Raw genomic sequence first — 26,662 nt, forward strand, 5'->3', positions numbered from 1 at the left:
TTTACAGGGAATTTATTTAGCCAATCAATCCATGAACTAAAATGATTCCTATACAAACTGGACCAATATAACGCCATACCAGTAATAAGCTTTGACGTTTTAACCCAGTGATATTTTCAGGAATAAATGCATTCGCTTTACTTGACCAGCCAAAGATCAAACACATCGCAATACCAAATAAAGGCATCAAGATATTGGATGTCAGATAATCCAATAAATCAAAGACCGTCTTGCCCCCTAATGTCACATCACTCATAGGTCCAAAAGATAATGAAACGGGAATACCCATCAACATAATAGAGGCTGTAACCACTAATCCAGCACGGCGACGAGTCCACTGAAAACGCATCTGCACATAAGCTACGATATGCTCAAGTAATGAAATTGCAGAGGTTAACGCTGCCATTAATAACAAGACAAAGAAAGTTACTGCTAAAATATTACCGCCGGGTAAGTTGGCAAAATAAACCGGCATAGTCATAAAGGTTAAACCGGGGCCTGCATTCGGCTCTAAACCTGCGGCAGATAATGCAGGGAAAATCATTAATCCGGCAAGGACACACACCATACAAGATAAAATAACGACCCACATACTGGAGTTGGCGATCCCTTTGTTATCCGCCAAATAAGCACTGTAAGTGATGTGAATACCTAAACCGATAGACAGTGAGAAGAAGGCTAACCCTAATGCATCTAATACACCTTGAGGGGTTAACTTACTGAAATCAGGGTATAAAAATAATTTTAAACCTTCAGAAGAACCGGGTAAGCTGATACCAACAATAATCAATAAAATCATAATAATAAATAACATTGGCATCATGATTTTGACAGCTTTCTCTAATCCACGTTGTACACCCGCTAAAACCACAAAACAGGTTAATCCAGCAAAGGTAAGGTGAGCCAAAATAGGCCATAAAGGATCACTAATAAAGCGGGTAAAAATACCGGTTAATTCGGCGCTATCTGTAATATTCAACTGACCTGTTGCCGCCATAACGGTATAGCCAATTGTCCAACCACCGACAACACTATAGAAGCTATAAATACACCAAGAGCTGAATACACCAATAACGCCAATGATGACCCAATTGCGTCCCATCATTCTTTTAAATGCGTTAACAGCTTCAGCGTGTGTACTACTGCCCAAAATATTTTCAGCCAGTAATACAGCAAGCCCGATAACAAAACTAAATAACAAGAAGACAATTAAAAATGCACCGCCACCATTATTGGCTGCGACATAAGAAAACTTCCAGATTGCGCCAATACCGATTGCAGAGCCAGCGGCTGCTAAGATATGACCGACTCGTGATGTCCATTGTTGGCTCATTTTGCCTCCTGCTTCATTTGGTTTGTTATGAAAGGCATTGCCATACAGTGGATTATTGGTAAGACGTTGTAACTCATCATCCTAATGGTGAAACTAAACATCATAGAAACTCCCCTAAAAAACAGTTCCACCAGTAGGGGCACAACAAAAAGCCACCTGACTGGTGGCTTTTGCAAAAAAATGAACGTGCTCGGCCACCTAACGAAGGAGTAGTAGGTTTAGGCCTAGGAGTCGGTTATTGGTGTTCATATTCATCTTTTTGCTCTTTATTGAAATGGATATAATCGCAATGCAATATGAAATATTGTTTTTCAAAATGCGTATTTATTATTTATATCATAAATTCAAACTAAAGAAATAAATTTTATTAGAATTCAGTATTAATTTTTATTTCTAAATGTTTTCCTGATGCTAATCACTTAATTCCGTAATAAGTTAGAGTATTAATCCTATTTGTGCATGGTAATCATCGACAAAAATGACGAAATGATTATCAAATATTATTTTATTTTTATATCTCATTGATTATATTTTGAAAATTAATTGGCATAATTCCTGCTTAGTTAAATGTTCTTTATGACTCTTTTACTCCCTAGTTAGGGGAAAGGATATCAAATGAACAAAATCAACTCCGTCTGTCCTTACTGTGGCGCTGGCTGCAAAATCAATCTCTGTGTCGAAAATGGTCGAATAATCAAAGCTGAAGGTGCCAATGGTGTCACCAATCAAGGAGAACTTTGCTTAAAAGGGCTCTATGGTTGGGATTTTCTTAATGACAATAAATTGCTGACAGCCAGAATTCATGAACCCATGATCCGCCGACAAAAAGGGGCTGATTTTGAAATTGTAAGTTGGAATGAAGCGATTCAATATACGGCAAAAAAATTACTGGAAATCAAAGAAAAATACGGTGCGAAATCCATCATGTGTACAGGATCTTCTCGTGGTACAGGGAATGAAACCAACTTTGTGATGCAGAAATTTGTTCGCGCGGTATTAGGTAATAATAATGTCGATTGCTGTGCGCGTGTCTGTCATGGCCCTTCTGTTGCGGGCTTACAAGAAACACTCGGCAATGGTGCTATGAGCAACTCGATTGCGGATATTGAAGATTCAGATTGCTTATTAGTTTTTGGCTATAACTGTGCTGACTCTCATCCTATTGTGGCGCGCCGTGTGGTTAAAGCGAAACAAAAAGGTGCGAAAATAATCGTTTGTGATCCTCGTAAAATCGAAACAGCCAAAATTGCTAATCAATATTTACCATTAAAAAATGGGACTAATATGGTGTTAGTCAATGCCTTTGCGTATACGCTAATTGATGAAGATCTTTATGATAAAGATTATGTCAGCCGCTATACCGAAGGTTTCGAAGAATATAAAAAACAACTCGCAGACTATAGCCCTGAAGCGGTACAAGATATTGTCGGCATTCCTGCAATGGAAATCCGTAAGGCAATGCGTACTTATGCGGGCGCTAAAACAGCCACGATTATGTGGGGAATGGGGGTCACACAATTTGGCCAAGCAGTTGATGTGGTTAAAGGCTTATCTGGTCTTGCATTATTAACGGGTAATTTAGGTAAACCGCATGTTGGTGTTGCACCAGTTCGTGGACAAAATAATGTTCAGGGTGCGTGTGATATGGGTGTTTTACCCAACATGTTCCCAGGGTACCAATATGTTACCGATGAAAAAACACGTAAAAAATTTGCTCAAGCGTGGAATATTCCTGTTGAACAACTCGATCCTGAAGTGGGATATCGGATTACTGAAGTACCGCATTTAGCCATTGAAGGCAAAGTAAAAGCGTATTACATCATGGGCGAAGATCCACTCCAAACCGAAGCCGATTTAGGCTTAGTGAGAAAAGGCTTTGAAGCGCTCGATTTTGTGGTAGTTCAAGACATCTTTATGACCAAAACTGCAGAGCAAGCCGACGTGATTTTACCTTCAACCAGTTGGGGGGAACATGCAGGTATCTTTACCTGTGCGGATAGAGGATTCCAACGTTTTGAAAAGGCCATTGAACCACGTGGCAATGTAAAACGTGATTGGGAAATCATTAGTTTACTCGCCACTGAAATGGGCTACCCGATGTCTTATGAAAATAATGAAGAGATCTGGAATGAAGTCAGAGCATTATGCCCACTGTTCTTTGGTGTCACTTATGAAAAACTAGCAGGTTTAGCACATATTCAGTGGCCTTGTACTGATATTGAAGATAAAGGGACACCTTATTTATATTCAGGTAACCAATTCACCACTCCATCAGGTAAAGGTCAGTTGTTCGCGACACCATGGCGAGCACCTGCTGAATTACCCGATGCTGACTATCCAATGATTTTATCTACAGTGCGTGAAGTGGGGCATTACTCTTGTCGCTCGATGACGGGTAACTGTAAAGCATTGGCATCACTTGCAGATGAACCCGGTTATGTTCAAGTTCACCCTGATATAGCCAAAGAAGCTGGTATTCGTGATCAAGAGATTGTTTGGGTGGAATCACGCAGAGGTAAAGTGATGTCTCGTTGTAATGTGAATGAGACAATCAACAAGCAAGCGATTTATATGACTTATCAATGGTGGATTGGAGCATGTAATGAGCTAACTCAAGATAATCTTGATCCTGTGTCAAAAACACCTGAAACCAAATATTGTGCAGCTAGAGTGATTAAAATTGAGGATCAAAAATGGGCGGAAAGCCAAGTTTCTCAACACTATCACACAATGAGAAGCCGCTTAATAAACTTAGTGGAGCAAGCAAAAACAGCGGCACATTAAGTTAAGCGTTGATTAAAAATAGAAATGGAGGCCATTAAGCCTCCATTTTTTTCTCACATCTATTTTATAGAAAAAAGCAGTCTATTATTTTTGGTTTAATTTACTTTCTGCTTCTTTTTTCTCTTCTTCTAAAATCTCACGATACCAACGTGGATGGTGCTTTTTCGCCCAACCTCGAGTTACCCAGCCTTCAATCATGCTACGAATTGAACCTTTTACCCAAAATGCAGCATAAGCATGAACAATTACCGTTATGATCAGTAAGATAGCGGACAGTGAGTGAGCCAGTAAGGCAATGCGAATAACGGGGATAGAGAAATAATCCGCAAAATAAGGACGCCAGATAATCACACCACTGATGGTAAGGACGATAAGGCTAATACTTAATGCCCAATAAATCCCTTTTTGACCTAAGTTATAATGCCCAATATCACCAGCTTCTTCGTTTTGTAGCACTTTATGGATATTCTTCGCCCACACTAAGTCGTCTTTATCAACAAAGTTATGCTTTAAATATCTAAAAAACATAAAGATAAAGAAGAACACCATCGCGACACCCGTAAATGGATGCAGTAAACGCGAAAGCTGTGGTGTGCCTAAAATATTCATAAACCAGTTTAGAGATGGGAAGAAAAAGCCCAATCCACTAAAAGTGGTAAAGATAAAGAAAATCGCCACAACCCAGTGATTAATACGCTCTGAGGCAGTATGACGAAGGATTTTATCACTTTTCTTCTTCATTATTTCTGCTCCTCTTTATTCACTGAATTTTGTGATGCTTCCATCTCTTTTTGTGCCTCTACTTCATCTTCTTCTGTGGTGTGATTAGGGCCAATACCTAAATAATGGAACATTGCGCCTGCAAAGGTGGCTGCAAAACCAACCGCCGCTAATGGTTTCCAAATACCTTTCCAGAATTTAACCGTTGAGCTAATTTCTGGATTTTCTGGTAAGCCATGATATAGGTTAGGTCTATCTGCATGATGAAGGACATACATAACGTGAGTTCCGCCAACCCCTTGTGGATCGTATAAACCGGCTTTGTCATAACCACGGGTATTAAGTTCAGCAACGCGCTCATTGGCAAGGTGAGTCATCGCTTCTTTAGAGCCAAAATGAATCGCACCTGTTGGACAGGTTTTTACGCAAGCAGGCTCTTGACCGACTTCAACACGATCAACACACAATGTGCATTTATAAGCGCGATTATCTTCTTCATTAATACGAGGAACATCGAAAGGACAACCCGCAATACAATAACCACAACCAATACAGTGTTCTGATTGAAAATCGACAATACCATTAGCGTATTGAATGATGGCACCTTCTGCTGGGCACGCTTTTAAGCAACCTGGATCAGCGCAGTGCATACAGCCATCTTTACGAATTAGCCACTCCAGCTTGCCGTTTTCTTCGACTTCAGAAAATCGCATTACGGTCCACGATTTAGCGGTTAAATCCATCGGGTTATCATAAACACCGACATTAAGACCGACTTTATCGCGAATATCGTTCCATTCAGAACAGGCAACCTGACAGGCTTTACAGCCAATACAGGTTGTCACATCGATAAGCTTTGCCACTTCTTCTTTAAAGTCACGTACCTGTGGTGCAGGTGTGAGGGAATTGGTAGCAGAACGACGAATAATATCTTGAGATTGCAATGACATCAGTTTCCCCTTATGCCTTTTCAATATTGACTAAAAACGCCTTATATTCAGGTGTGAATGAGTTTGCATCACCCACAGATGGCGTTAATGTATTGGCAAGGAAACCTTTGCGAGTTGCCCCCTCAAAGCCCCAGTGACAAGGAATGCCGATGGTATCAACGACTTTGCCATTGATCGTTAGTGGTCTAATACGCTTAGTCACCACGGCTTTGGCTTTGATATAGCCACGTTTAGCGCTGACTTTAACTTCATCACCTTGAACAATGCCTTTACGTGAAGCAAGTTGTTCACCAATCTCAATAAATTGATCAGGTTGTGCAATAGCATTAATCAATGAGTGTTTTGTCCAGTGACGGAACAATTCAGTAATTGAATAGGTTGTTGCAACATAAGGGAATTCATCTGCTTTACCTAAATGTTCGGCATCGTAGCTATATAAACGTGCAACAGGGTTACGAGAGACTTTTGGGTGCAGAATATTATCTTCTGTTGGCGATTCAAACGGTTCGTAGAATTCAGGGAATGGACCATCAGCCATTTTATCAACAGCAAATAAACGTCCCATACCTTCTGGTTGCATAATGAACGGGCCTACACCGCTATTAGGCGCTGCATTGCTATAATCGGGTACATCAGGGCCAACCCATTGATTACCATTCCATTTGATAAGCTGACGCTTTGCATCCCAAGGCTGCCCTTGTGGATCAACTGATGCGCGGTTATATAACACACGACGGTTTTGAGGCCACGCAAAAGCCCAACCCGGTGTACAACCTAGTCCAGATGGATCGGCGTTATCACGGTTCGCCATTTGGTTGCCTTTTTCAGTCCAGCAACCAGAATAAACCCAACAGAAACTCGCAGTTGAACCATCTGATTTCAGTTGATGGAAACCATCAAGTTGTTGTCCTTTTTTAAACAACAATTTGCCTGTTTCATCAAAGATATCTTGCATGGCTTGACCATTCGCTTCTTTCGCCACTTCTTCAGGTTGTGGATCGTAAGGGTCAACGTAGTTCCACGAAAGATTCATTACAGGCTCAGGGCAAACGCCGCCTTCTTCACGATAAAGCTCGCGCAGACGCATTAATAAATGCCCTAAAATTTTACCATCATGCCATGCTTGTGCTGGTGGTTTTGCGCCCGCCCAGTGCCATTGTAACCAGCGACCTGAGTTTGCAATTGAGCCATTTTCTTCAGCAAAACATGATGAAGGTAAACGGAAGATTTCAGTTTGAATATCTTTTGGTGAGACTTCATTCATCTCGCCGTGGTTTTGCCAGAAATTAGATGATTCAGTCACTAAGGGATCTATGACAACCATATATTTTAGTTTGGCTAATGCGGCGCTACATTTATTTTTATCGGCAAAAGCGGCTAATGGGTTAAAACCTTGAACGATATAACCATTCATTTTTCCATCGATCATCAATTGGGTTTGCGCCATGATGTCATAGCTTTTATCCCATTTTGGTAACCAGTGATAACCCCATTCATTTTGTGCCGTTGCGTGCTCACCCCAGAAGCTTTTTAGTAAGCTAATAAAGAAATCAGGGGTTCTTTTCCAGTAGTTAACTTGGTCTGCAACCACGGTTTTCGGTGTTACCTGAGATAAATAAGTTTCTAATGATGTTTGTTTTTCATTAGGAAGAGGCATATAACCCGGTAGGTTTAATGATAATAAACCCAGATCACTATAACCTTGAATATTCGAGTGCCCACGTAACGCATTCACACCACCACCTGGCATACCCACGTTACCTAATAATAACTGGATCATACCTGCCGCACGGATAGTTTGAGCACCACCGGTATGGTGTGTCCAACCAAGGGCATACAAAATAGTTGAGGTTCTGTCTTTTACACTGGTAGACGCAAGCGCTTCACAGATATAGGTGAAATCTTCTAAAGGTGTGCCACAAAGAGTGGTAACAATTTCAGGGGTATAACGTGAAACGTGCTGTTTTAAAAGATTCCACACACAACGAGGATGTTGCAGTGAATTATCTCTTAATGCTAAACCATTCTCATCAAGTTCATAGTGCCATGAGGTTTTATCATAGCTTTGATTTTCTTTATCAAATCCACTAAAAAGACCTTCATCAAAGCTAAAATCTTCACGCACAATTAAAGATGCATTGGTATAGGCTTTCACATATTCATGCTGAATTTTATTGTGTTCGATAAGGTAATGAATAACACCTAATAAGAATGCAGTATCAGAGCCTGCACGAATAGGTGAATAGAGATCGGCCACGGCAGCACTACGGTTAAAACGAGGATCGACAACGATAACCTTCGCATTGTTCTTAATTTTAGCTTCGATAACCCATTTAAAACCGACAGGGTGCGCTTCAGCAGGGTTACCGCCCATGATCAGCACAACGTTAGCGTTTTTAATATCAACCCAGTTATTGGTCATTGCACCACGACCAAAAGTTGGAGCTAATGCTGCAACGGTTGGCGCATGGCAAAGTCTTGCCTGACAATCGATAGCAATCATACCTAATGAACGAGAAAATTTATTATCTAAAATTCCGGTTTCATTACTAGCAGCAGAAGAACAAAGCATACCGGTGGTGAGCCAGCGGTTAACTTCCTGCCCTTTTTCATTATGGGTAACAAAGTTTTCATCACGATCTTTTTTCATCAGACGGGCGATTTTATCAATCGCTTCATTCCATGAAATGCGCTCCCACTTATCAGAGCCAGGTCTACGATATTCAGGATATTTCAGGCGATTTTCACTGTGTATATAATCGACAAGCCCAGCACCTTTCGGGCATAAAGAGCCACGGCTAACAGGATGATCAGGGTCGCCTTCAATGTGATAAATACTTTTATCGACATTCTTTGCGCCATCCCCAAGGCTATACATCAAAATACCGCAACCTACAGAGCAATAAGTGCAGTTATTACGAGTTTCAACGGAACGTAATAATTTATATTGGCGAGCGTTCGCAATAGATACTTCAGGTGCCAAGCCTAGTAATGCAGCAGATGTGCCAGCCATACCGCCAGCACAGATCTTAAAGAAAGACCTACGACTGATTTGCATCAGTGTCTCCTTGATAAATTGATAAATAACATCCGTACCGGGCGTTTAAAAAACGTCCAGTAAAGATACGATTTCATTTTTCAATCATTCAAGACAGACCTGAGTATCGTTTTGTGAACTCAATGTGATGAACTACTACTTAAAATGACGTTGGTGATTATAACGAGGAAAAAAAATAAATCCATACTAACAATGCGGATACAAAGTATATTAAAAAATAACAATTTAGTTTGATTTCCATCATGTTAAATAACCAATTTTTCAATTAACACACAAGGTAAAAATGAGGATGTAATCTATTAAAAAGGCTCTTGAAATAAAACTCCATTTTTACCTGTGTCATAAAAATTTTTTACTGTAAAAAAAGTAACATTATATTCTGCATAAAATCTCAATAATAATTTATTGAGACTGTCTTTTATTCTATTGTCAGATTTTTATTCCTAAATTTGATTTAAAGAAAGCTGTAAAAATATAAGATTAAAAAATAGACATTTTGATCGCCTTCACAATTCAGAAAAGATCAATTTGAAGTTTAACTCCGAAAATAATTATATATTGGAGTGATATTTAAGATACAAGAAAAACCCCTACTTGATGACAATAATAAGAGCTAATAAGTATGAACAGAATAAAGAAAATATCTTACTCCTGTCTTTCTGTAATGCTAGTGTCGGCAATATTCACGTCTACTAGTTTTGCAGAAAAGCTGCCTAATTTACCAGTAACATTTAAAAGTGGCGCTGGAACAATTAGTGAAAATATTATTTATGTTGGTTTAGGTACAGCGGGAAAATCATGGTATAAGCTTGACCTGAATAGTTCGAAAAAACAATGGGAAAGAATAGCAGACTTTCCTGGAACACCAAGAGATCAAGCTATTGCTCTAGAGCTAAATAATGATATTTATATTTTTGGTGGAGCAGGAAAAGAAAATGAAAATAGCGAAACAATTAGTGCACTGACAGATGTTTATCGCTATTCACCAAAAGAAAATAAATGGGAAAAGATCAACACTCGAGCACCTTACGGATTGGTTGGGCATACAGGAGTTAGTATTAACAATGATCAAGCTATTATTCTTGGTGGTGTTAATCAACAAATCTTTGACGGTTATTTCGTTGATTTAAACCGTACTAAATCGAATGAATCTGAAAATAAAAAAATTATTAGTGATTATTTTAATAAGCCTGCTGAAGGTTATTTTTTTAATCGAAATATAATGGAATATAATGCTGAAAATAATCAATGGAGATTATTAGGTATTACGCCATTTAATGGAACAGCAGGCTCTGCATTAGCTTATGATGGCAATAAAATCACTTTAATTAATGGTGAAATAAAACCAGGGTTACGCACCAGTGAAGTGCAAATTGCCACATTAAAAAATACTCAATTACAATGGGATTCTATTGCTCAGAAATTACCCGATCCTACGCCTAATCAGCCACAAGACGGTTTAGCTGGTGCATTTTCCGGTTACAGTATGCACACTTTACTTGTTGCTGGTGGGGCAAATTTTCCTGGAGCACAGGCAAACTATGCACAGCAACATTACTTTGCGCATCAAGGATTAGAAAAGACATGGCATAAAGAAATTTATGGTTTTATTAATAATCAATGGAAAGTCATTGGTGAATTACCTCTTCCTCTTGGTTATGGCGTTACTGTTTCATATGATAATTCACTTTATTTAATTGGAGGCGAAACAAATAAAGGTGAAGCTGTTAATTCAGTTATTACTTTAACGATGAAAGATAAACAATTAATTATTGAATAATCTCTTCCTAAATATAAATTAAAATAATTCATCAAGATCTCCTTTGTTAATTCAGGGGATCTCACCTTTTTGGAAAAAATTATGCTAAATAAAAAGAAGAAACTTTTATTGTCATGCTGTACTTTATTAATGTCATCTCAATTATATGCGACTACATTAGACTTTCGTCATGAATATGCAGACTCTACTCGAATTAATAAAGATAGAGTTGCATTTATTCACTCTTTTTCAAATGGTGTTGGTTTCTATATTGATGCTAGCGTTAAATCGGGTGGTGTTGATGGTGAGAAAGATAAACTATTTAGTGATGTTGTTAATAATGCTATTGAAATGGGATTAAGTTATAACTATAAACTAAATAACCATATTACATTACAACCTGGTCTTATTTTTGAAACCGTAACAGATACTTCTATATATAAACCCTATTTAAAAGCACAATATAACTTTGATAATGGTTTATATATTGCAGGACGTTATCGTTTTGATTATGCCCGTAAAACAAAACAAGGTGTTGATGATGAAAAAACCAATCGTCTTGATGGCTTTATAGGTTATAAATATAACAAATTTAAAGTGGAATATGATTATACTCAAATGTATAGCGACGCCATAAAATATGATAATAAGAAACGCAATTACGAGCACAATGTCGCTTTTTCATATCAAATCAACAGCACTTTCACACCCTACATTGAAGTTGGCAATATGGCTGTAAGCCCTCTTAGTGATGATCGCCAGACACGTTATCGAGTTGGGTTGCAGTTTCATTTCTAATTTAAGTTAAGTAACGCGGAATAAAAAAGAGAAAGAGTGGTGGAAACATCACTCTAATTTTTATTTGGTTTATTTATCAGTTGGTTAGAGGCTATTGATTATTGTTTGATCTTCTTCACAAATTACTGTTTTTTTGATTGAGAAATTAAACTCCGTAAAATACTATAATTTGGAGTTACATTTCAGATGAAGAGAATAGTGAGTCAAAATGACGCTAATTGAAAAGATGACTAAAGATATTCAACAAAAAGGTGGACTGATTGTGTCTTGCCAGCCTGTTGATAATAGCCCAATGGATAAGCCAGAGATTGTTGCTGCAATGGCTCAAGCAGCGGTAAATGCAGGAGCAATCGCTGTGCGTATTGAGGGAATTGATAATTTAAGAGCAACTCGTCCTCTTATTGATGTGCCGATTATTGGCATTGTGAAGCGTGATTTACCTGATAGCCCTGTAAGGATCACTCCGTGGCTTAGTGATGTTGATGACTTAGCTAAAGCGGGCGCCGATATTATTGCTTTTGATGGTACTGGTCGTGTGCGTCCTATACCAGTGAAAACACTATTAGCTCATATTCATCGTTTAGGAAGATTGGCGATGGCAGATTGTGCCACCTTTGACGAAGGTATGTATTGCCAAGAGTTAGGCACTGAATTTATTGGCTCAACGATGTCGGGTTATACCGGTGGTGAGATACCAAAACTACCTGATTTACAACTTGTCACCGCATTGGCCGAAAGGGGATGCCGAGTGATTGCCGAAGGGCGTTATAACACACCAATGATTGCCGCAAGAGGAATGCAAGCGGGTGCTTGGGCTGTCACAGTAGGCTCTGCATTGACGCGTCTTGAACATGTCTGTGATTGGTTTACTCAGGCATTAAAGTGGCAGCAGGAGTTAGATAAATGAATACATTAGCAATTGATATTGGAGGAACAAAAATCTCGGCAGCACTAATTAGTCGAGATAACCAATTGACACAACATACACAGATAGCCACACCCGCAAGTGCATCACCAACGCAACTTTATGAAGCTTTAGTTGCTATTACTACACCACTCAAAAGCGGTGCAGATAGTGTTGCTGTCGCATCAACAGGGATTATTTGTAATGGCATTTTGACCGCATTGAATCCGGATAATTTAGGTGGACTAAAAGATTTTCCTTTAAAAGAAACACTTGTCTCACTTACAGGATTGCCTTGTTGGCTACTCAATGATGCTCAAGCGGCCACATGGGCTGAATATGATCATCGCCGTGAAACTATTTCCGATATGGCATTTATCACCGTATCGACAGGTGTTGGCGGTGGCGTAATTCAACAAGGACAACTCTTTACAGGAAAGCGAGGTATTGCAGGTCATTTAGGTCACACGCTTGCCGATCCTCATGGCCCACTTTGTGGTTGTGGTCGCTATGGTTGTGTTGAAGCAATCGCTTCTGGTCGTGCAATTGCATCACAAGCGACACAGGAGCTTGCTGGAAAAGATGCAAAAGCGATTTTTGCTGCCTTTCATCAGGGAAACTTACAAGCAAAATCAATTATCGAACGTTCAGCAAACACCATTGCAAATTTGGTGACCGATATTAAAGCAACAACAGATGCTGATTGTGTCGTTCTTGGAGGAAGTGTTGGGCTGGCAAAGGGATATATCGAACTCGTTCAAGCCGCTCAGATAAAGCAACCAGTTGCATTACAAGTGCCGATATTATCGGCTCATTATCATCATGATGCCGGGCTCTGGGGCGCTGTCCTTTGGGCTAGAGAGCAATAAAAAAACTGTCGTAAAACTTACCTTTTACCCTACATATGGCAGGACTAAAAAATGCAATTACATGATTTTGGTTTTATTAACTATGCAGTGCTGTTTGGTTATTTAGCTGCAATGTTACTCGTGGGTGTTTATTTCTCTAAACGCCAAAAAACAGCGGATGATTATTTTCGTGGAGGAGGTCGGGTTCCTGGTTGGGCTGCAGGGGTTTCTGTTTTTGCGACTACTTTAAGTTCTATTACTTTTATGTCGATCCCAGCAAAAGCCTATACCTCCGACTGGACTTTTATTATCGGCCAATATTTAGCTATCGCTATTTTGCCATTAGTTTTTTATTTTTATATTCCTTTCTTTAGAAAATTAAAAATCACTTCGGCTTATGAATATTTAGAAGCACGTTTTGATGTACGCAGTCGTTTATTTGCCAGCCTTTCGTTTATGTTATTCCATATTGGTCGGGTTGCCATTATTACTTATTTAACTGTACTTGCTTTACGTCCTTTTATGGGTATTGACCCTGTTGTTTTAATCGTACTGATTAGCTTGCTCTGTATTATTTATACTTGGATGGGTGGAATTGAAGGTGTTATTTGGACGGACGTTATCCAAGGGTTATTGCTTTCAGGTGGTGCAGTTCTTATTTTTATTATGATCTGCTTTAAAGTTGATGGCGGAATTAGTGAAATTTTCACTGCAACATCACAAGCTGATAAATTCTTTCCTACGACTCAATTTCGTTGGAGTTGGACGGATAGCACTATTCCTGTTTTGATGATCGGATTTTTATTCGCTAATATTCAACAGTTTACAGCAAGTCAGGATGTCGTGCAGCGTTATATCGTAACGGATTCTATTGAAGAAACAAAACGTACACTGATAACAAATGCGAAATTAGTTGCCATTATTCCTATCTTCTTCTTTGCTATTGGATCTGCCTTGTTTGTGTATTACAAACAGAATCCTAATTTCTTACCTGAAGGCTTTAATACAGGAGGTATTCTGCCTCTGTTTATTGTGACTGAAATGCCTGTTGGTATTGCTGGATTAATTATTGCAGCTATTTTTGCTGCAGCTCAATCCAGTATTTCGAGTAGCTTAAACAGTATCTCAAGCTGTTTTAATTCTGATATCTACACTCGTTTAAGCAAATCTGAACGCAGCGCTGAACAAAAAATGAAAGTCGCAAGATTAGTCATTATTGTTGCTGGTGTCTTCAGTAGTTTAGCTGCAATTTGGTTAGTTTTATCTGATGAATCTGAAATTTGGGATGCCTTTAATAGTCTGATTGGTTTAATGGGTGGCCCAATGACCGGTTTGTTTATGCTGGGTATTTTTGTCAAACGTGCTAATGCAGGTAGTGCAGTTGTCGGGATCATTGTCAGTATTATTGCTGTATTAGCTGCACGTTATGGCAGTGATCTTAATTTCTTCTTCTACGGAGTGATTGGTGCGATGTCTGTTGTTATCGCAGGAACAATTACAGCACCGCTTTTCGCATCAGCAAAACAAATTTCATTAGATGATAGTGAAACATCAGGAAACTAATAGGGAATAATCTATGTTATTTGGACACATATCAGATTTGGCTACAATGCCAGAAATGAATCCCGCGTTGCGTGACGCAATGGAAAAAGCATTAGCACTTGATCCTGCTTCACTTGCTCCGGGAAGTTATAAGATTGATGGTGAAACGCTATTTATGAATGTAATGACGTTTGAAACACAGCCTCGTGAACAGAAGCGAGCTGAGTTACACCAGCGTTATATTGATATTCAAATATTGCTTAGTGGCGAAGAAATTATTGATTTTGGTATACAAGGCTCAGCACAAGACGTGACGCCTTATAATGAGGCTGATGATTACCAACTAACCGATACAATAATAGGTCAACAGACCTTAACGCTTTCATCAAGCATGTTTGCTGTTTTTATGCCTTATGAACCTCATAAACCGGGAATTTCGGCTGAAAAAGGTGCGAACACACTGAAAAAAGTCGTTGTTAAGCTAGATGTCACCGTATTGACCGACTAATAATTACTATTTTTATTAAGCGCTTTATTTCTGATGTATCAGTAAGTTGTATTCTGATGCGATTAAGGAATAAAGCGTTTTTTATTATCATATTATTGTATGAGCAAGGCTTTTTTTAACCTGTTGGAATTGGTACTCTTGTTGGCAGAATTTTTTTCCGTGTATCTTCTGCAACCAAGGATAATCTCCATGACAGAACAGGCAACGACTCGATTAAAGCCGGGTAAAATACTTGATACGCTAGGCGCAATGAAAAATAGTCTAACGCGAGTATCACAGCGTATTGCAGACTATATCCTGTTCCATCCTACAGAAGTTACTCAACTCTCTATTGCTCAACTTTCACAAGCAACAAAAGCGGGTGAAGCGACGGTTGTGCGTTTTTGCCGTACATTGGGTTATAAAGGGTTTCAAGATTTTAAAATGGATTTGGCGATTGAAATGGCGACCTCTGATAATGAAGAGTCACCCATTCTTGATGCAGAAGTGACCCATCAAGACGATATCCATACCATTGGTTTAAAACTTCAAGCAACGATTAATAACGTATTATCAGAGACATTAAATCTGCTCGATATGAAGCAAGTTCAAGGTGCTGTAAATGCTTTATTATCAGCAAATTATATTTTTATTTGTGGTGTTGGCTCTTCAGGAATTACAGCAGAAGATTTAAAAAATAAACTTATGCGAATTGGCTATCGTGTTGATGCTGTTACAAATAACCACTTTATGTATATGCAAGCTTCGCTATTAAAACCAGGCGATGTTGCTATTGGAATTAGCCATTCCGGTAATTCTCCTGAAACGGTTCATGCTCTTAAATTAGCTAAAGAAGCAGGAGCCAGCACGATCGCATTGACTCATAATTTAGGATCACAAATTATGGAGTATGCTGATCATCATTTAATTAATGGTAACCGACAAGGGAAACTGCAAGGTGACTCTATTGGTACAAAAACCGCACAACTCTTTGTATTAGATCTTCTTTATACGCTATTAGTGCAAGCTCAGCCTGATATGGTTAAAGAGCAAAAACTGCGAACATTGAATGCGCTAAAGCAGACTCATTCCGCATAAGTTTATCTCTATATTGTGTGGTTTTTAGTAAAAATTGGCTAAAGATCACACTTTCATTTTTCTCTTCTTTTAATGCTCATTTCGTTATTGCGTTCTGAAGTATTGCTCCCTAATATAGAGCTAAGCTCCATAAGATTAATATAAAAGAAATTAACCTCCAAAGGAAGTTATCATGAACAAACTCTCTGGACTGATTGCCGCACCTCATACTCCTTTTGCAACTGATGGTAGCGTTAATTATCCTGTCATTGATGAAATAGCTAAACACCTAATTGCAAGTGGTGTGACAGGTGCTTATGTATTAGGAACAACAGGCGAAGGTATTCATTGTTCTGTTGAAGAACGTAAGAAAGTGGCTGAACGCTGGGTTAATGCAAGTCAGGGTAAGCTTGATCTTATTATTCATACAGGTGCATTAAGTATTGCTGATACGCTAGAACTTGCTCGCCATGCCGAAACCTTAGACATCAAAGCAACATCCGTTATTGGTCCTTGTTTCTTTAAACCGAGCAATGTTGATGATCTTGTTGAATATTGTCGTTTGGCTGCTGTCAGTGCACCTTCTAAAGGTTTTTACTATTATCACTCCACCATGTCAGGTTTAAATATTGATATGGAAAAATTCCTTCAAGTAGCGGGTAAAGCAATACCTAATTTATCTGGTATGAAATTTAATTCCCCAGATATGTATGAATTCCAGCGTTGCTTACGCGTAGAGGGTGGAAAGTACGATGTTCCATTTGGTGTTGATGAATTTATTCCTGCGGGATTAGCCTGTGGTGCATCAAGCGCTGTCGGCAGTACATATAACTACGCTGCACCATTATATCTTGAAATTATTGAAAAATTTAAAGCTGGTGATCATGAAGGTGTTACTGCTTGCATGGATAAAGTGATTGCGATTATTCGTGTTTTAGTTGAGTACGGCGGTGTTGCAGCAGGAAAAGTAGCAATGCAACTGCATGGTATTGATGTTGGTGACCCTCGTCGCCCATTACGTCCAATGACGGCAGAGCAAAAAGCTGATGCTTTAGCGAAGTTTAAAGCAGCTAATTTTCTGTAATTGATTTGACTTTGATTGATAATTTTATAGATAGACCTATATTTCAACATCTCCCCCTTTGATGTGACAGTGGCTTTTAGAATAAAGCCACTTTTTTATTATTGACTCTAAAACTTGATTTTAAATGCCACTCAAACCAAAGTACTAACTATTGTCTTATTTTTAATTAAGGTGTCTTGATGGCATACGAATTTCTGACACAAGCAACGCTCAAAAAATTGGCAACTGGCGAAATTTGGCAACGACAAATTAATGATGAAAGTATTATTGATGTCAGCTTAAATGCAGGGCAATTAATGATTTCTCAGCCTGAAATTGAGGAAAGCTTTATTCCTTTTAGTCAAAAACTAATAGCTTATTGTGAACAGCTTGCGCTTAAATTTCCATTTATTGAATTTACTCAACCACAAGAATTTCATTCCACATTATTAACGATTTTTAATCAACAAAATGAGCAATTTAAACTGCAACGGCCCGTACTATTATCGTGGTGTCATGAGATTGCAAAAATCTTTAATCAAATAAAAAGTATCGAAATTTTATTTAATGACGTTGTCCTAACATCCAATGGTAGTCTGATATTAACGGGTATTTCAGAGGAATTAACACGCTTTAGGCAACAGATTTATCAGCAGATCCCAATTGAAAGTGAACTTCATAAAGACATTATTCATATCACACTTGGGCGATTAGGTGAAAATACGCCATCAGCAGATATGAAGAAGCTTTATGATGAGCTAGAGCAAAACCGATCATCATTAATACATTATGCAATTAACACCCCTATCATTATCCGACATCCAAAATTTGTGGTAAGCAAAGGTTCGCTTTCAACAGAAGTACAGATGGGGTTAACGATGGAATTTAATCAGTTATGGCCATTTAGGTGTTATTAACCGTAAATATTAAATTGTACTCATCTTTTTGTGACTAAAGTGATATGGCTAATTAGTATATAATCCAGCGATTCTTTTTATTCGGATTATGTGTTTGGATTATGAATGTAAAATATCGGGCTGATGTAGATGGTTTAAGAGCGGTCGCTGTTATTCTGGTTATCCTTTTTCATTTGGATAATCGCTTAATTCCGTCAGGGTTTATTGGCGTTGATATTTTCTTTGTGATCTCTGGTTTTTTGATCTCGTTGATAATTAAAACTTCCTTGTCACAAGGTAATTTTTCATTTCTTGATTTTTATAATCGTCGATTATGGCGATTACAACCACTTTATCTTTTTGTATTAATTGCGGTTCTAGTTATATCTGGGCTTTTCTACCTACCTAGTGATTATTTAGATATTACGAATAGCGAGAAATATGCCTCAGCCTTTCTCTCTAATAAATATTTTGCAAGAGCAACAACCAGTTATGCAGCGCAAGATGCACTCTTTTTACCGTTATTACATACGTGGTCTTTAGCGATAGAGTGGCAATGGTATCTTTTTTTACCTTTTGCAGTTTATTTTCTACATAAAATCAATGCAAAAGAAAGGGTTAATCATTTTTATCCCGTAGTGTTAGTCACTGCTATTTCATTTATTCTGGTGTTTTATTACCAAAAAGATCAACCGAAAAATTACTACTATTTTAGTACGCGGATCTTTGAATTTATGTTGGGAGCTTGTGTTGCCTACTTCCCAACAAAGATAAAACCTAATCGAAGAATAAACGATGTTATTAGCTTAATTGCGCTAGGTGTTATTGTTTGGGTTGCATTTCAAAACGATATTATTGCTGGTTATCCGAACCTTAATACGTTGTATGTTTGTCTTGGTGCTGCGCTAATTATTTATACCGGACAACATGGAAGTATTATTGAAAAAATACTCTCGTTAAAGCCAATCGTGATTGTTGGGTTATTATCTTACTCACTCTATTTATGGCACTGGCCATTATTTGCTGTTGCACGCTATGTTGGTGTGTTTAATACAGAACTGCAAAAGGGATCACTGTTAGCATTAACCTTATTGCTATCATTTAGCTCTTATTTTCTGATTGAAAAACCGTTTAGAAGAAAGCGTTTAGCCTTTAAATATTCCATCACTCTCTTATTAATTGTTCCTATTTTATTCGCTTTGGGGCTAAATGCTTTGAATGAAAAATATCAAGGTATAGGAGCAAGACTTGGGCAAAATTACGTTAATTTAGAAGCAAAATTGAATCAATTTGATTATCCCAATCGAACTAAATGTATGAATTTCGAAGCCTCTGATCCAGAGAAAATGTGTCATATTGGTGAAGTAGGAAGCCAGAAAAAAGCCTTTTTATTTGGTGATTCTCATGCAAATCATTATTGGGGCTTTATGGATATTTTGGGTAAAGACGCCAAGATAGATGTATATGCACAAGCAACTTCATCGTGTATTACGCTTCCTAATATTTATCTTTATGACTGGTCTAATCATAAAAATACAGTTTATCAACGTTGTTACGATCAAACGGCGAAATATTATCAACTTATCAAGAATAGCCACTTTGATTATGTAATATTTGGACAAGTTTGGAATAACTACGCGTCAAATCATGTCATTAATAAGATAGGTGATGTTAGAACCGTTGAAGAGTCTCGCAAACGCGTTGAGAAAGCGATGCGTGAAGCGCTTGATATGATTATTGCCACAGGGGCTAAGCCTGTTTTTATTAAAACAGTTAATTCTATGCCAAGTGGTTTTATGACTTGTTTTTATGAAAATGCAAAATTAAGAAAGGATTTTGCAGATAATAACTGTAACCCAAAAAACTATAAAGGTGAGGGAAACACATGGATGGATCAGTTATTTGTTAAGTTAAAAAAGGACTATCCAACTTTAATTATCATCGATCCTAAAGATGTGCAGTGTGATAAAAATATCTGTCTAACCGATATAGAAGGTGTGCCAGTTTATCGTGATGTAGGACATATTACAGACTATGCTTCAACAGTCTTTGGCATGATGTATTTAGAACGTTTTGGTAATCCGTTAATCGTGAAAAATTCTTAACAAGACAATTAATCTATCATCAAAATAATAAAAAAGTGCGCAGTTATCTAAGATAAAGCGCACTTTTTACTTTTGAATATATTAATGATCTAAAGAAACAGAATGAACATGTTCAAGCTGTTTTAATGAACAATAAAATTCAGGTAAGGTAATTTTTTGCCGAACTAACAGTTTCAAATTTACTTCAACACGCTCTTTTTTAATATCGCGAATAGTCAGATTTTCAATCACATCTTTATGGCTTTTTAAATACTCAATTAAAAGAGGAACACCGCTTTCATGAGTAAATAACATGCGCACTTTAATCTTACCTAAACGTTGGTTTTTCATCTGAAATAGCACCACTTGCGGGCTAAGTTGAATAGCCATAAAAAAGAGAACAGTCACAATCATGGCATGCCAATAAAAACCTGAGCCACAAGCAATACCAACACCTGCTGATGCCCATACTATGGCTGCGGTCGTCAGACCTGAAATGGCATCATCACGTCGATGCAATATAACGCCAGCGCCAAGAAAGCCGACGCCACTGATAATTTGTGCCGCTAATCTCATGGGATCACTACGAATATTGTCTGAAATATTGGCGTAATATTCCGCAGATTGAATAGAGACAATGGTTAATAAACAACTGGCAACGGCAATAATGACACAGGTTTTAAAACCGACAGGTTTTCCCTTTGATTCACGCTCTAAGCCAATAAGGCCGCCCAAAATAAAGGCGGCCAGTAATTTAGCGATACTTGATAGTGATAAAGGGCCAATGCTGCCAACAAACTGAATTAATGCGTCCATGGTTTGCTCCTAACGTTGGCCTATTATTCTAAGACTAAGGAGTTACTGTGCCTTCTGGTACTTTCTTATCTTCGTTATTTTTCTTTTTACTCACATCATCTTTAAAGAAGAAGATAAAGAATAGGGTTACAACGGCTGCAACGATTGCTGGGTATATCCAGAATGTTGACCACTGTGGTAATGCAGCATCACCTGTTTCTGTTACGGTTGAATTAAAGATTTGACCACAAATAGTGGAAGCAAATAATAAGCCGAAACCATTAGAGACAATAAAGCGTAAGCCTTGTGCTTGGGCACGAATTTCCGGTTTGGCTTTGCGGTCAACATAGATATCACCAGCAGTAAAGAAGAAGTCCCAACATAATCCCTGTAGCATTAATCCAATAACGATAAAATAAAACTCTGTATTTACCGCTGCATAAGAGAAGAATACCGAGCGAATGATCCAGCTAACAGCACCTAAAAGTAATGTAATTTTGAAGCCAAACTTCATTAGGAAGAATGACAATACAAACATAAACAGAACTTCGCAGGCTATACCTATTTGCATGATAGACGCCGCGTTATTAAAACCTAATGCTTTAATAAAAACGGGAATATAAGCGGAGTATGCTGTTTTAGGGATCATTAAAATAAAGATACTAAACATTAAGATAGCGAAATAACGATCTTTAAATAATGAAAGCGCATCTAAACATAAAATATCACGAGTAGAGAATGGTTTACCTTTCGCTTTCGGTGGCGTGTTAGGTAAGGTAAAGCAGTAGAAACCAAGTAAAACACCTACAGCAGAAGCGATATACCAAGTCATCGTACTACCAGAGAAGCCCATTTCACCTAATATAAATCCGATAGCCATAAAACCAAACGTACCGAATACACGAATAATAGGGAAATATTTCACGCCATTAATATGGGAGAAACTAATACTATTTGAAAGCGCAGTTGTTGGATAAAACAATAATCCAATAATGAAAATTAAGAATAAAGTCATGCCACTGTTTTGTGCTTCAATAAATTGAGGAACACAAATAATGACTGCGGCATTAATTAAATGAAGGATGCCCATGACTTTTTGTGAAGCAAAGAAACGGTCAGCCACCATGCCAATAAATAATGGGGAGATAATTGTAGCGACACCTAATAAAGCGTAGGCATTACCAATAATGCTTGCCATACCATAGCTGCTTAATACCAGTCCCATAGTCATATTCCATGCACCTTGCATGAAATATTGCACAAACATCATTATCAGTAAGCGAGAAGTTATTTTCATATCCATCATCGTTCTCCTCTTAATTTGTTTCTAACGTTAATCCGTCGTAGGCAACGCGGATATTATGAGGAGCACAAACAGCTTCTAATTCGTGATGAAGCAATTTGCCACTATGTGAAATATGCGAAACAGCAATTTGTGTATTTTGATGTAAACAACCTTGTTGTTGCAGTTTTTCTTTTGCTGCAAATACGGTTTCTAGGCTCATATGATTATCGGTACGATTTTTACCATTGAGTCCATAAGTACATTCAAAAACAACGACATCAAGTGGTTTGTTCTCTAACCATTCCCACGTTAATTCAGGGAACCAACCAGAATCATGTCCATAGAAAATAACCTTGCCATCTTTCTCAATATGATAAACATAGCAAAGTTCCCATTTTGCATGATTAGCGAGTAATGGTGTAATTTTATAGCCATTTCTTTCGACAGTAACAAAAGGAATTAAGCAGTGAAAAGCAAAACGCTCTTTGCTGTAGCCAGGTAAAACTTCAATGCATCCATTAATCGCGCGATCATTACCAAAAATATGAAGAGGATGGTTAATTTCAAAACCATAACCTTCCATTCGGCTAAACAGATCGCCAACATTGAAATGATCTGGATGAGTGTGAGTGAATAGAAGGCTTTCAAAGTTGGTAGCATCCATTCCATCACGCATTAATTGGTAACTAAATGTAGGTGATACGTCGATTAACATAATGTCATCAACAATGGCAGAAGAGTGAGTTCTGATATCTTTCCCACCAAGTTCTCTTGCTTTCAGGCAGTGTTCACAACGGCAGAAGGGATTGGGTATGCCTTCTGAGGCAGCCGTCCCTAAAAAATGAAGTTTCATAAGAAATCCCCTTATCCTATTGTTTTATTATGATTTTATTAATTATCTGGTGTTGGCTATCTATAAGTTATAGATTAATTTGAACGTTCCAATGATAAAATGATGAAGATTATTTGCCAATAAATGAAGATCAGATCAGTGATCTCATTCAAATTAAATTTCTTATCATATTGATTAATATTGATATATATTTTAATTGATATTGATAATCATTTATTTATGATAAGTAACAAATGCTTGTTTTGTAAACAAATTAAAAGTGGAACGTTCAAATTAATTAGCAGTAGTCGCGATAAATAATTCAGGTATGCTAGTGAAAGCAGAAATTGAGATGGAAAAAGGTCAATGGCAACGATTAAAGATATTGCAAAACTAGCAGGTGTCTCTCATGGAACAGTTTCTAATGTATTGAATAAACGTGGGAATGTGAGTGTTGAGAAAATTGAAGCTGTGTATCAAGCCGCCAAACAAATGGGCTATCAATTAAATACGCAGGCTCAACTGTTAAGAACTAATAAAAGCCATAAAATTGCCATACTTCTCCCTCAATTAGTTTCTGAAAAATATGCCGTTTTTTTTAATTCCTTAAGACAGTCTATTGCTCATTTTCCTGAGGTTACTTACGATCTTTTTTTAACCGATGATCTTGAAACCACCGAATTAGAGGCATTACAGAAAATTGCAGCGGGTGGCTATAAACAAGTGATCACCGTTAGCTGTCTTAAAGATGCAAATATCTATTTTGACACGTTAAAATTACCACCTTCTCAAGTTGCATTTGTTTATCGTGAACCACTAAATACCCAACGATATTTCACACTCGATTTTGCTCAAGCCGCAGAAGCTATTTGCCAACAGATTGCAAAAACCACAGGTAAATTAGTGGGTATTTTTATGGGGAGTAGCAACTACTTAAATAATCAAAACTTTGCCAATGAATTACAAAATCGGCTTTTAGAGAATGCACCCAATAAAAAAAATGTGGTGCTTTGTGCGTCAGATGAAGAGAGTTATAAAATTGCGTTTGATTTCTTTTCTATGGAGCAAATCCCAGATATATTTATTGCTCAAGATATAGAGAAAGCACGTTATTTAACACAAGCCAGTTATTTCGGTAGCCATAATGATTGCCCTCCTATTTTTGCATTGAGCGACAATATTCCACCTGTATTAAAAGGGTTGTATTACTTTCCAATGAATTACGCTCAACTTGGATTAGAAGTCATGGATGCATTATTAATGCAAGAAGAGGATGAAAGTGAAATAACTGAAAAGAATGTGACTTGTGTGCGTAATCAAAGCGATCATCTTTATACATTAACGCCGGCAGTTGTCAGTGAGGATAAAGCGGATATCAGTCTTAATTTACTGATTTTACCTAGCCCTTCAACCAGTGCATTAAAAAAGCTGCTACCCCATTTTTATCGCCAAACAGGCATTAAAGTTAATTTAGCAATACATCCATACGATGAAGTTTATCAAATATTAAGCCAGTTACATTTACATCCATATTATGATTTATTGCGTATTGATATGGCTTGTTTTCCTTGGTTTGCGGAAAGAATATTACAGCCATTAGATAAAATTGGTAACGGATTAACAGACTTATTAAATAATTTTTCACTGCCTACTCAGCAGAAATTTAGTTTAGTGAATAATGTTGCTTATGCCATGCCTTTTGATGCTAGTGCGCAACTCCTATTTTATCGAAAAGACTTGTTTGAAGATCCTATTCTAAAAAGAATGTATTACGAAAAAACAGGTAATGAGTTAACTGTACCGACAACATTTGAAGAATACGATAATGTGACGCAGTTTTTTACTGAACAACATGAAGAAGGGCAATTAAGTCGCCCAATGGGAGCTTCAACAACATTGGGTAGTGCAGGATTGATCGCAACAGAGTATCTATTACGTTATTACGCAAAAGGCGGGTGTTTAATAGGAAGCCATAATATTCCTAGATTAGAAATGCCTTTAGCAGGTGAAATATTAGAAGAATATTTAAAACAGTTGTCGATCACTGAGAATATTCATAATAAGTGGTGGAGTGAGTCGGTTAGACAATTTGAGCAAGGGCATCTTGCTATGCTTATCGCTTATATGAATTTATTTAACGATGTTGCTCATAGCAATATTTTACCTAAAACAGGTTTTGCACCTGTACCAGGAAGTATTCCGCAATTAGGCGGTGGCGTATTAGGGGTTTCACGTTATAGCCAAAAATCACGATATGCAGAGCAATTTTATCGTTGGCTTTATTCCCCAGTGGTTATGGATCACCTTATTTTATTGGGTGGAAACAGTAATCATCAAAATTTCAGCCATAACCAAGAAATTAGCCATCGTTACCCATGGATGACATTAGCTTATCAAGAAATTAATAAGGGAATACGAGAATCATCAGTACCTAATGGCAAATTATTTAATTTACGCCAAGCCGAAATTATTATCGGGCAAGGTATTACGAATGTCGTTAATAATATTATGACGATAGACGAGACTATCGAATATATAAATCAGCGTTTGTTAATAGATACTCAAGGTGAGCGGTAGGGTTTACTGATTGTTATAAAAATGGCAGGGGATGATGAAATCCCCTGTATGTACACGACTACTCGCCCGCTAATGCCCTTGGAAATAATAAGTTGTTTTCTAAGCTAATATGATTCATTAAATCATCGATAAGCTCATTAATACCATTATAAAGCACTCGCCATGTGGTGCAGGCCTCAGGTGGTGGTGTGACGTTTTTGGTAATAAACTTAATCACTTCAACAATTTCACCTGCATCATCATGTTCGTGTTCCATAACACTAATGGGTGCCCCTGCTTGGCTTCCTAATCCATTTTTTATCATAGGAAAGAGAATGCGTTCCTCTTTCATCATATGGCTTGTCAGCTCATCTAATAATAGCGTTAATTGACGAGATAGCCCTTTAGGAACAGTCGGTTTTGCTTCATGAACCCGCTCTACTTTTTCTGCTTGTAGAATAAGCTCCGGTAATTGTGCTCTATGTTTGTCATGATAACGAACAATAATAAAATCAATAATTTCACTCAATGGAGCTTGTCGCCAATCTTTTTCTAATGGCTGTTCTGAAAGGGCAATTAATTTACTTTCAATTTCATCAATATTGAGTCCTGCTTTCTCTGCAGATTTGCTTAATGTTCTTTTTCCACCGCAACAAAAGTCGAGGTTATATTGACGGAATATGGCACTGGCGCCAGAAATAGAGAGAGCCAGTTGGCCTAGTGGTTGATCACGTAAATTCATAGTTTCACCTGTTTATACTCGTCATACTTCAAGTTGTAGCGTTGTTGACGGCGTTCATTCGCACTAGTCACATACTTATGTATGCTCCTAGCGACTCGCTCACTTGTCGCCTAGCTACACCTCGAATTATTTAGAGTATCTGTTTGCGT

Annotated in this window: 20 protein-coding genes; 12 read left to right on the forward strand and 8 right to left on the reverse strand. The window is 37.8% G+C overall.

The features are described 5' to 3' along the window. Positions 1–16 precede the first annotated feature (16 nt). Positions 17–1,333, reverse strand: coding sequence for a sodium-dependent transporter (locus tag C0T34_RS16875; protein WP_098941591.1), 1,317 nt, complete (start codon positions 1,331–1,333; stop codon positions 17–19). A 615-nt stretch (positions 1,334–1,948) separates the two neighbouring features. Between C0T34_RS16875 and fdhF the strand changes: the two genes are divergently transcribed. After that, entirely contained in the window at positions 1,949–4,117 is a 2,169-nt protein-coding gene (gene fdhF, locus C0T34_RS16880) for a formate dehydrogenase subunit alpha (RefSeq protein WP_109850523.1), read from the forward strand. Between the two features lie 84 nt (positions 4,118–4,201). Here the strand turns inward: fdhF and fdoI are convergent, their stop codons facing one another. Genes fdoI through fdnG form a run of 3 tightly spaced genes read right to left on the reverse strand, consistent with a single transcriptional unit; the run spans position 4,202 to position 8,845 of the window. After that, positions 4,202–4,861, reverse strand: coding sequence for a formate dehydrogenase cytochrome b556 subunit (gene fdoI, locus C0T34_RS16885; protein WP_109850524.1), 660 nt, complete (start codon positions 4,859–4,861; stop codon positions 4,202–4,204). Further along, positions 4,858–5,787, reverse strand: a complete 930-nt coding sequence (fdxH, locus tag C0T34_RS16890) for a formate dehydrogenase subunit beta (RefSeq protein ID WP_098941594.1) — start codon at positions 5,785–5,787, stop codon at positions 4,858–4,860. Before fdxH ends, fdoI begins: the two co-directional genes overlap by 4 nt. A gap of 10 nt (positions 5,788–5,797) precedes the next feature. Further along, a complete protein-coding gene (fdnG, locus tag C0T34_RS16895) occupies positions 5,798–8,845 on the reverse strand; it encodes a formate dehydrogenase-N subunit alpha (protein ID WP_099659235.1) in 3,048 nt (1,015 codons plus the stop codon). A gap of 622 nt (positions 8,846–9,467) precedes the next feature. Here fdnG and C0T34_RS16900 point away from each other — a divergent pair. The 10 genes from C0T34_RS16900 (at position 9,468) to C0T34_RS16945 (ending at position 20,324) form a co-directional block, all read left to right on the forward strand. Continuing rightward, entirely contained in the window at positions 9,468–10,625 is a 1,158-nt protein-coding gene (locus C0T34_RS16900; RefSeq protein WP_109850525.1) for an N-acetylneuraminate epimerase, read from the forward strand. Between the two features lie 81 nt (positions 10,626–10,706). Next, the gene (locus C0T34_RS16905) at positions 10,707–11,402 is read left to right on the forward strand and encodes an oligogalacturonate-specific porin KdgM family protein (RefSeq protein ID WP_098941597.1); all 696 of its coding nucleotides are present in this window, start codon (positions 10,707–10,709) and stop codon (positions 11,400–11,402) included. Between the two features lie 208 nt (positions 11,403–11,610). Next, positions 11,611–12,309: an N-acetylmannosamine-6-phosphate 2-epimerase gene (locus tag C0T34_RS16910; RefSeq protein WP_109850526.1), complete on the forward strand. Its 699-nt coding sequence runs from the start codon at positions 11,611–11,613 to the stop codon at positions 12,307–12,309. Beyond that, the gene (locus C0T34_RS16915; RefSeq protein WP_109850527.1) at positions 12,306–13,175 is read left to right on the forward strand and encodes an N-acetylmannosamine kinase; all 870 of its coding nucleotides are present in this window, start codon (positions 12,306–12,308) and stop codon (positions 13,173–13,175) included. Before C0T34_RS16910 ends, C0T34_RS16915 begins: the two co-directional genes overlap by 4 nt. Before the next feature lie 51 nt (positions 13,176–13,226). Then, positions 13,227–14,717, forward strand: a complete 1,491-nt coding sequence (locus tag C0T34_RS16920; protein ID WP_098941598.1) for a sodium:solute symporter — start codon at positions 13,227–13,229, stop codon at positions 14,715–14,717. 13 nt (positions 14,718–14,730) lie between these two features. Further along, positions 14,731–15,204 (forward strand): N-acetylneuraminate anomerase, encoded by a 474-nt coding sequence (nanQ, locus tag C0T34_RS16925; RefSeq protein WP_098941599.1) that lies wholly within the window; start codon positions 14,731–14,733, stop codon positions 15,202–15,204. 189 nt (positions 15,205–15,393) lie between these two features. After that, positions 15,394–16,281: a MurR/RpiR family transcriptional regulator gene (locus C0T34_RS16930; protein ID WP_088494247.1), complete on the forward strand. Its 888-nt coding sequence runs from the start codon at positions 15,394–15,396 to the stop codon at positions 16,279–16,281. Positions 16,282–16,453: 172 nt separating this feature from the next. Further along, positions 16,454–17,344 carry a dihydrodipicolinate synthase family protein gene (locus C0T34_RS16935; protein WP_109850528.1) on the forward strand — a complete coding sequence of 297 codons (891 nt, stop codon included), beginning with the start codon at positions 16,454–16,456 and terminating at the stop codon, positions 17,342–17,344. A 179-nt stretch (positions 17,345–17,523) separates the two neighbouring features. Then, complete coding sequence (locus tag C0T34_RS16940) at positions 17,524–18,240, forward strand: hypothetical protein (protein WP_109850529.1); 717 nt, start codon at positions 17,524–17,526, stop codon at positions 18,238–18,240. 101 nt (positions 18,241–18,341) lie between these two features. After that, the gene (locus C0T34_RS16945) at positions 18,342–20,324 is read left to right on the forward strand and encodes an acyltransferase family protein (RefSeq protein WP_109850530.1); all 1,983 of its coding nucleotides are present in this window, start codon (positions 18,342–18,344) and stop codon (positions 20,322–20,324) included. 81 nt (positions 20,325–20,405) lie between these two features. On the opposite strand, the gene C0T34_RS16950 is transcribed toward C0T34_RS16945, so the two are convergent. The 3 genes from C0T34_RS16950 to C0T34_RS16960 are packed head-to-tail and all read right to left on the reverse strand — an operon-like array spanning position 20,406 to position 23,236. Next, the gene (locus tag C0T34_RS16950) at positions 20,406–21,119 is read right to left on the reverse strand and encodes an MgtC/SapB family protein (protein ID WP_088494251.1); all 714 of its coding nucleotides are present in this window, start codon (positions 21,117–21,119) and stop codon (positions 20,406–20,408) included. Positions 21,120–21,153: 34 nt separating this feature from the next. Next, a complete protein-coding gene (locus C0T34_RS16955; protein ID WP_109850531.1) occupies positions 21,154–22,401 on the reverse strand; it encodes an MFS transporter in 1,248 nt (415 codons plus the stop codon). A gap of 13 nt (positions 22,402–22,414) precedes the next feature. Further along, on the reverse strand, positions 22,415–23,236 hold the full coding sequence (locus C0T34_RS16960) for an MBL fold metallo-hydrolase (RefSeq protein ID WP_098941604.1): 822 nt from the start codon (positions 23,234–23,236) through the stop codon (positions 22,415–22,417). A gap of 345 nt (positions 23,237–23,581) precedes the next feature. On the opposite strand from C0T34_RS16960, the gene C0T34_RS16965 reads away from it, so the two are divergent. Further along, positions 23,582–25,792 carry an extracellular solute-binding protein gene (locus tag C0T34_RS16965; protein WP_098941605.1) on the forward strand — a complete coding sequence of 737 codons (2,211 nt, stop codon included), beginning with the start codon at positions 23,582–23,584 and terminating at the stop codon, positions 25,790–25,792. A 58-nt stretch (positions 25,793–25,850) separates the two neighbouring features. Here the strand turns inward: C0T34_RS16965 and ytfE are convergent, their stop codons facing one another. Beyond that, complete coding sequence (ytfE, locus tag C0T34_RS16970; protein WP_098941606.1) at positions 25,851–26,513, reverse strand: iron-sulfur cluster repair protein YtfE; 663 nt, start codon at positions 26,511–26,513, stop codon at positions 25,851–25,853. Positions 26,514–26,662 lie beyond the last annotated feature (149 nt).

This window comes from Proteus sp. CA142267 (genome assembly GCF_003336825.1).
In the GTDB taxonomy this organism is placed as follows: Bacteria; Pseudomonadota; Gammaproteobacteria; order Enterobacterales; family Enterobacteriaceae; genus Proteus; species Proteus terrae.

Coding starts and splice junctions, on each gene's coding strand:
- nanQ (WP_098941599.1), top strand. CDS start 14,731: ATGTTATTTGGACACATATCAGATTTGGCTACAATGCCAGAAATGAAT.
- C0T34_RS16950 (WP_088494251.1), bottom strand. CDS start 21,119: ATGGACGCATTAATTCAGTTTGTTGGCAGCATTGGCCCTTTATCACTA.
- C0T34_RS16965 (WP_098941605.1), top strand. CDS start 23,582: ATGGCAACGATTAAAGATATTGCAAAACTAGCAGGTGTCTCTCATGGA.
- C0T34_RS16910 (WP_109850526.1), top strand. CDS start 11,611: ATGACGCTAATTGAAAAGATGACTAAAGATATTCAACAAAAAGGTGGA.
- fdhF (WP_109850523.1), top strand. CDS start 1,949: ATGAACAAAATCAACTCCGTCTGTCCTTACTGTGGCGCTGGCTGCAAA.
- C0T34_RS16940 (WP_109850529.1), top strand. CDS start 17,524: ATGGCATACGAATTTCTGACACAAGCAACGCTCAAAAAATTGGCAACT.
- ytfE (WP_098941606.1), bottom strand. CDS start 26,513: ATGAATTTACGTGATCAACCACTAGGCCAACTGGCTCTCTCTATTTCT.
- C0T34_RS16960 (WP_098941604.1), bottom strand. CDS start 23,236: ATGAAACTTCATTTTTTAGGGACGGCTGCCTCAGAAGGCATACCCAAT.
- C0T34_RS16930 (WP_088494247.1), top strand. CDS start 15,394: ATGACAGAACAGGCAACGACTCGATTAAAGCCGGGTAAAATACTTGAT.
- C0T34_RS16955 (WP_109850531.1), bottom strand. CDS start 22,401: ATGGATATGAAAATAACTTCTCGCTTACTGATAATGATGTTTGTGCAA.
- fdnG (WP_099659235.1), bottom strand. CDS start 8,845: ATGCAAATCAGTCGTAGGTCTTTCTTTAAGATCTGTGCTGGCGGTATG.
- C0T34_RS16900 (WP_109850525.1), top strand. CDS start 9,468: ATGAACAGAATAAAGAAAATATCTTACTCCTGTCTTTCTGTAATGCTA.
- C0T34_RS16915 (WP_109850527.1), top strand. CDS start 12,306: ATGAATACATTAGCAATTGATATTGGAGGAACAAAAATCTCGGCAGCA.
- C0T34_RS16920 (WP_098941598.1), top strand. CDS start 13,227: ATGCAATTACATGATTTTGGTTTTATTAACTATGCAGTGCTGTTTGGT.
- fdxH (WP_098941594.1), bottom strand. CDS start 5,787: ATGTCATTGCAATCTCAAGATATTATTCGTCGTTCTGCTACCAATTCC.
- C0T34_RS16945 (WP_109850530.1), top strand. CDS start 18,342: ATGAATGTAAAATATCGGGCTGATGTAGATGGTTTAAGAGCGGTCGCT.
- C0T34_RS16905 (WP_098941597.1), top strand. CDS start 10,707: ATGCTAAATAAAAAGAAGAAACTTTTATTGTCATGCTGTACTTTATTA.
- C0T34_RS16875 (WP_098941591.1), bottom strand. CDS start 1,333: ATGAGCCAACAATGGACATCACGAGTCGGTCATATCTTAGCAGCCGCT.
- C0T34_RS16935 (WP_109850528.1), top strand. CDS start 16,454: ATGAACAAACTCTCTGGACTGATTGCCGCACCTCATACTCCTTTTGCA.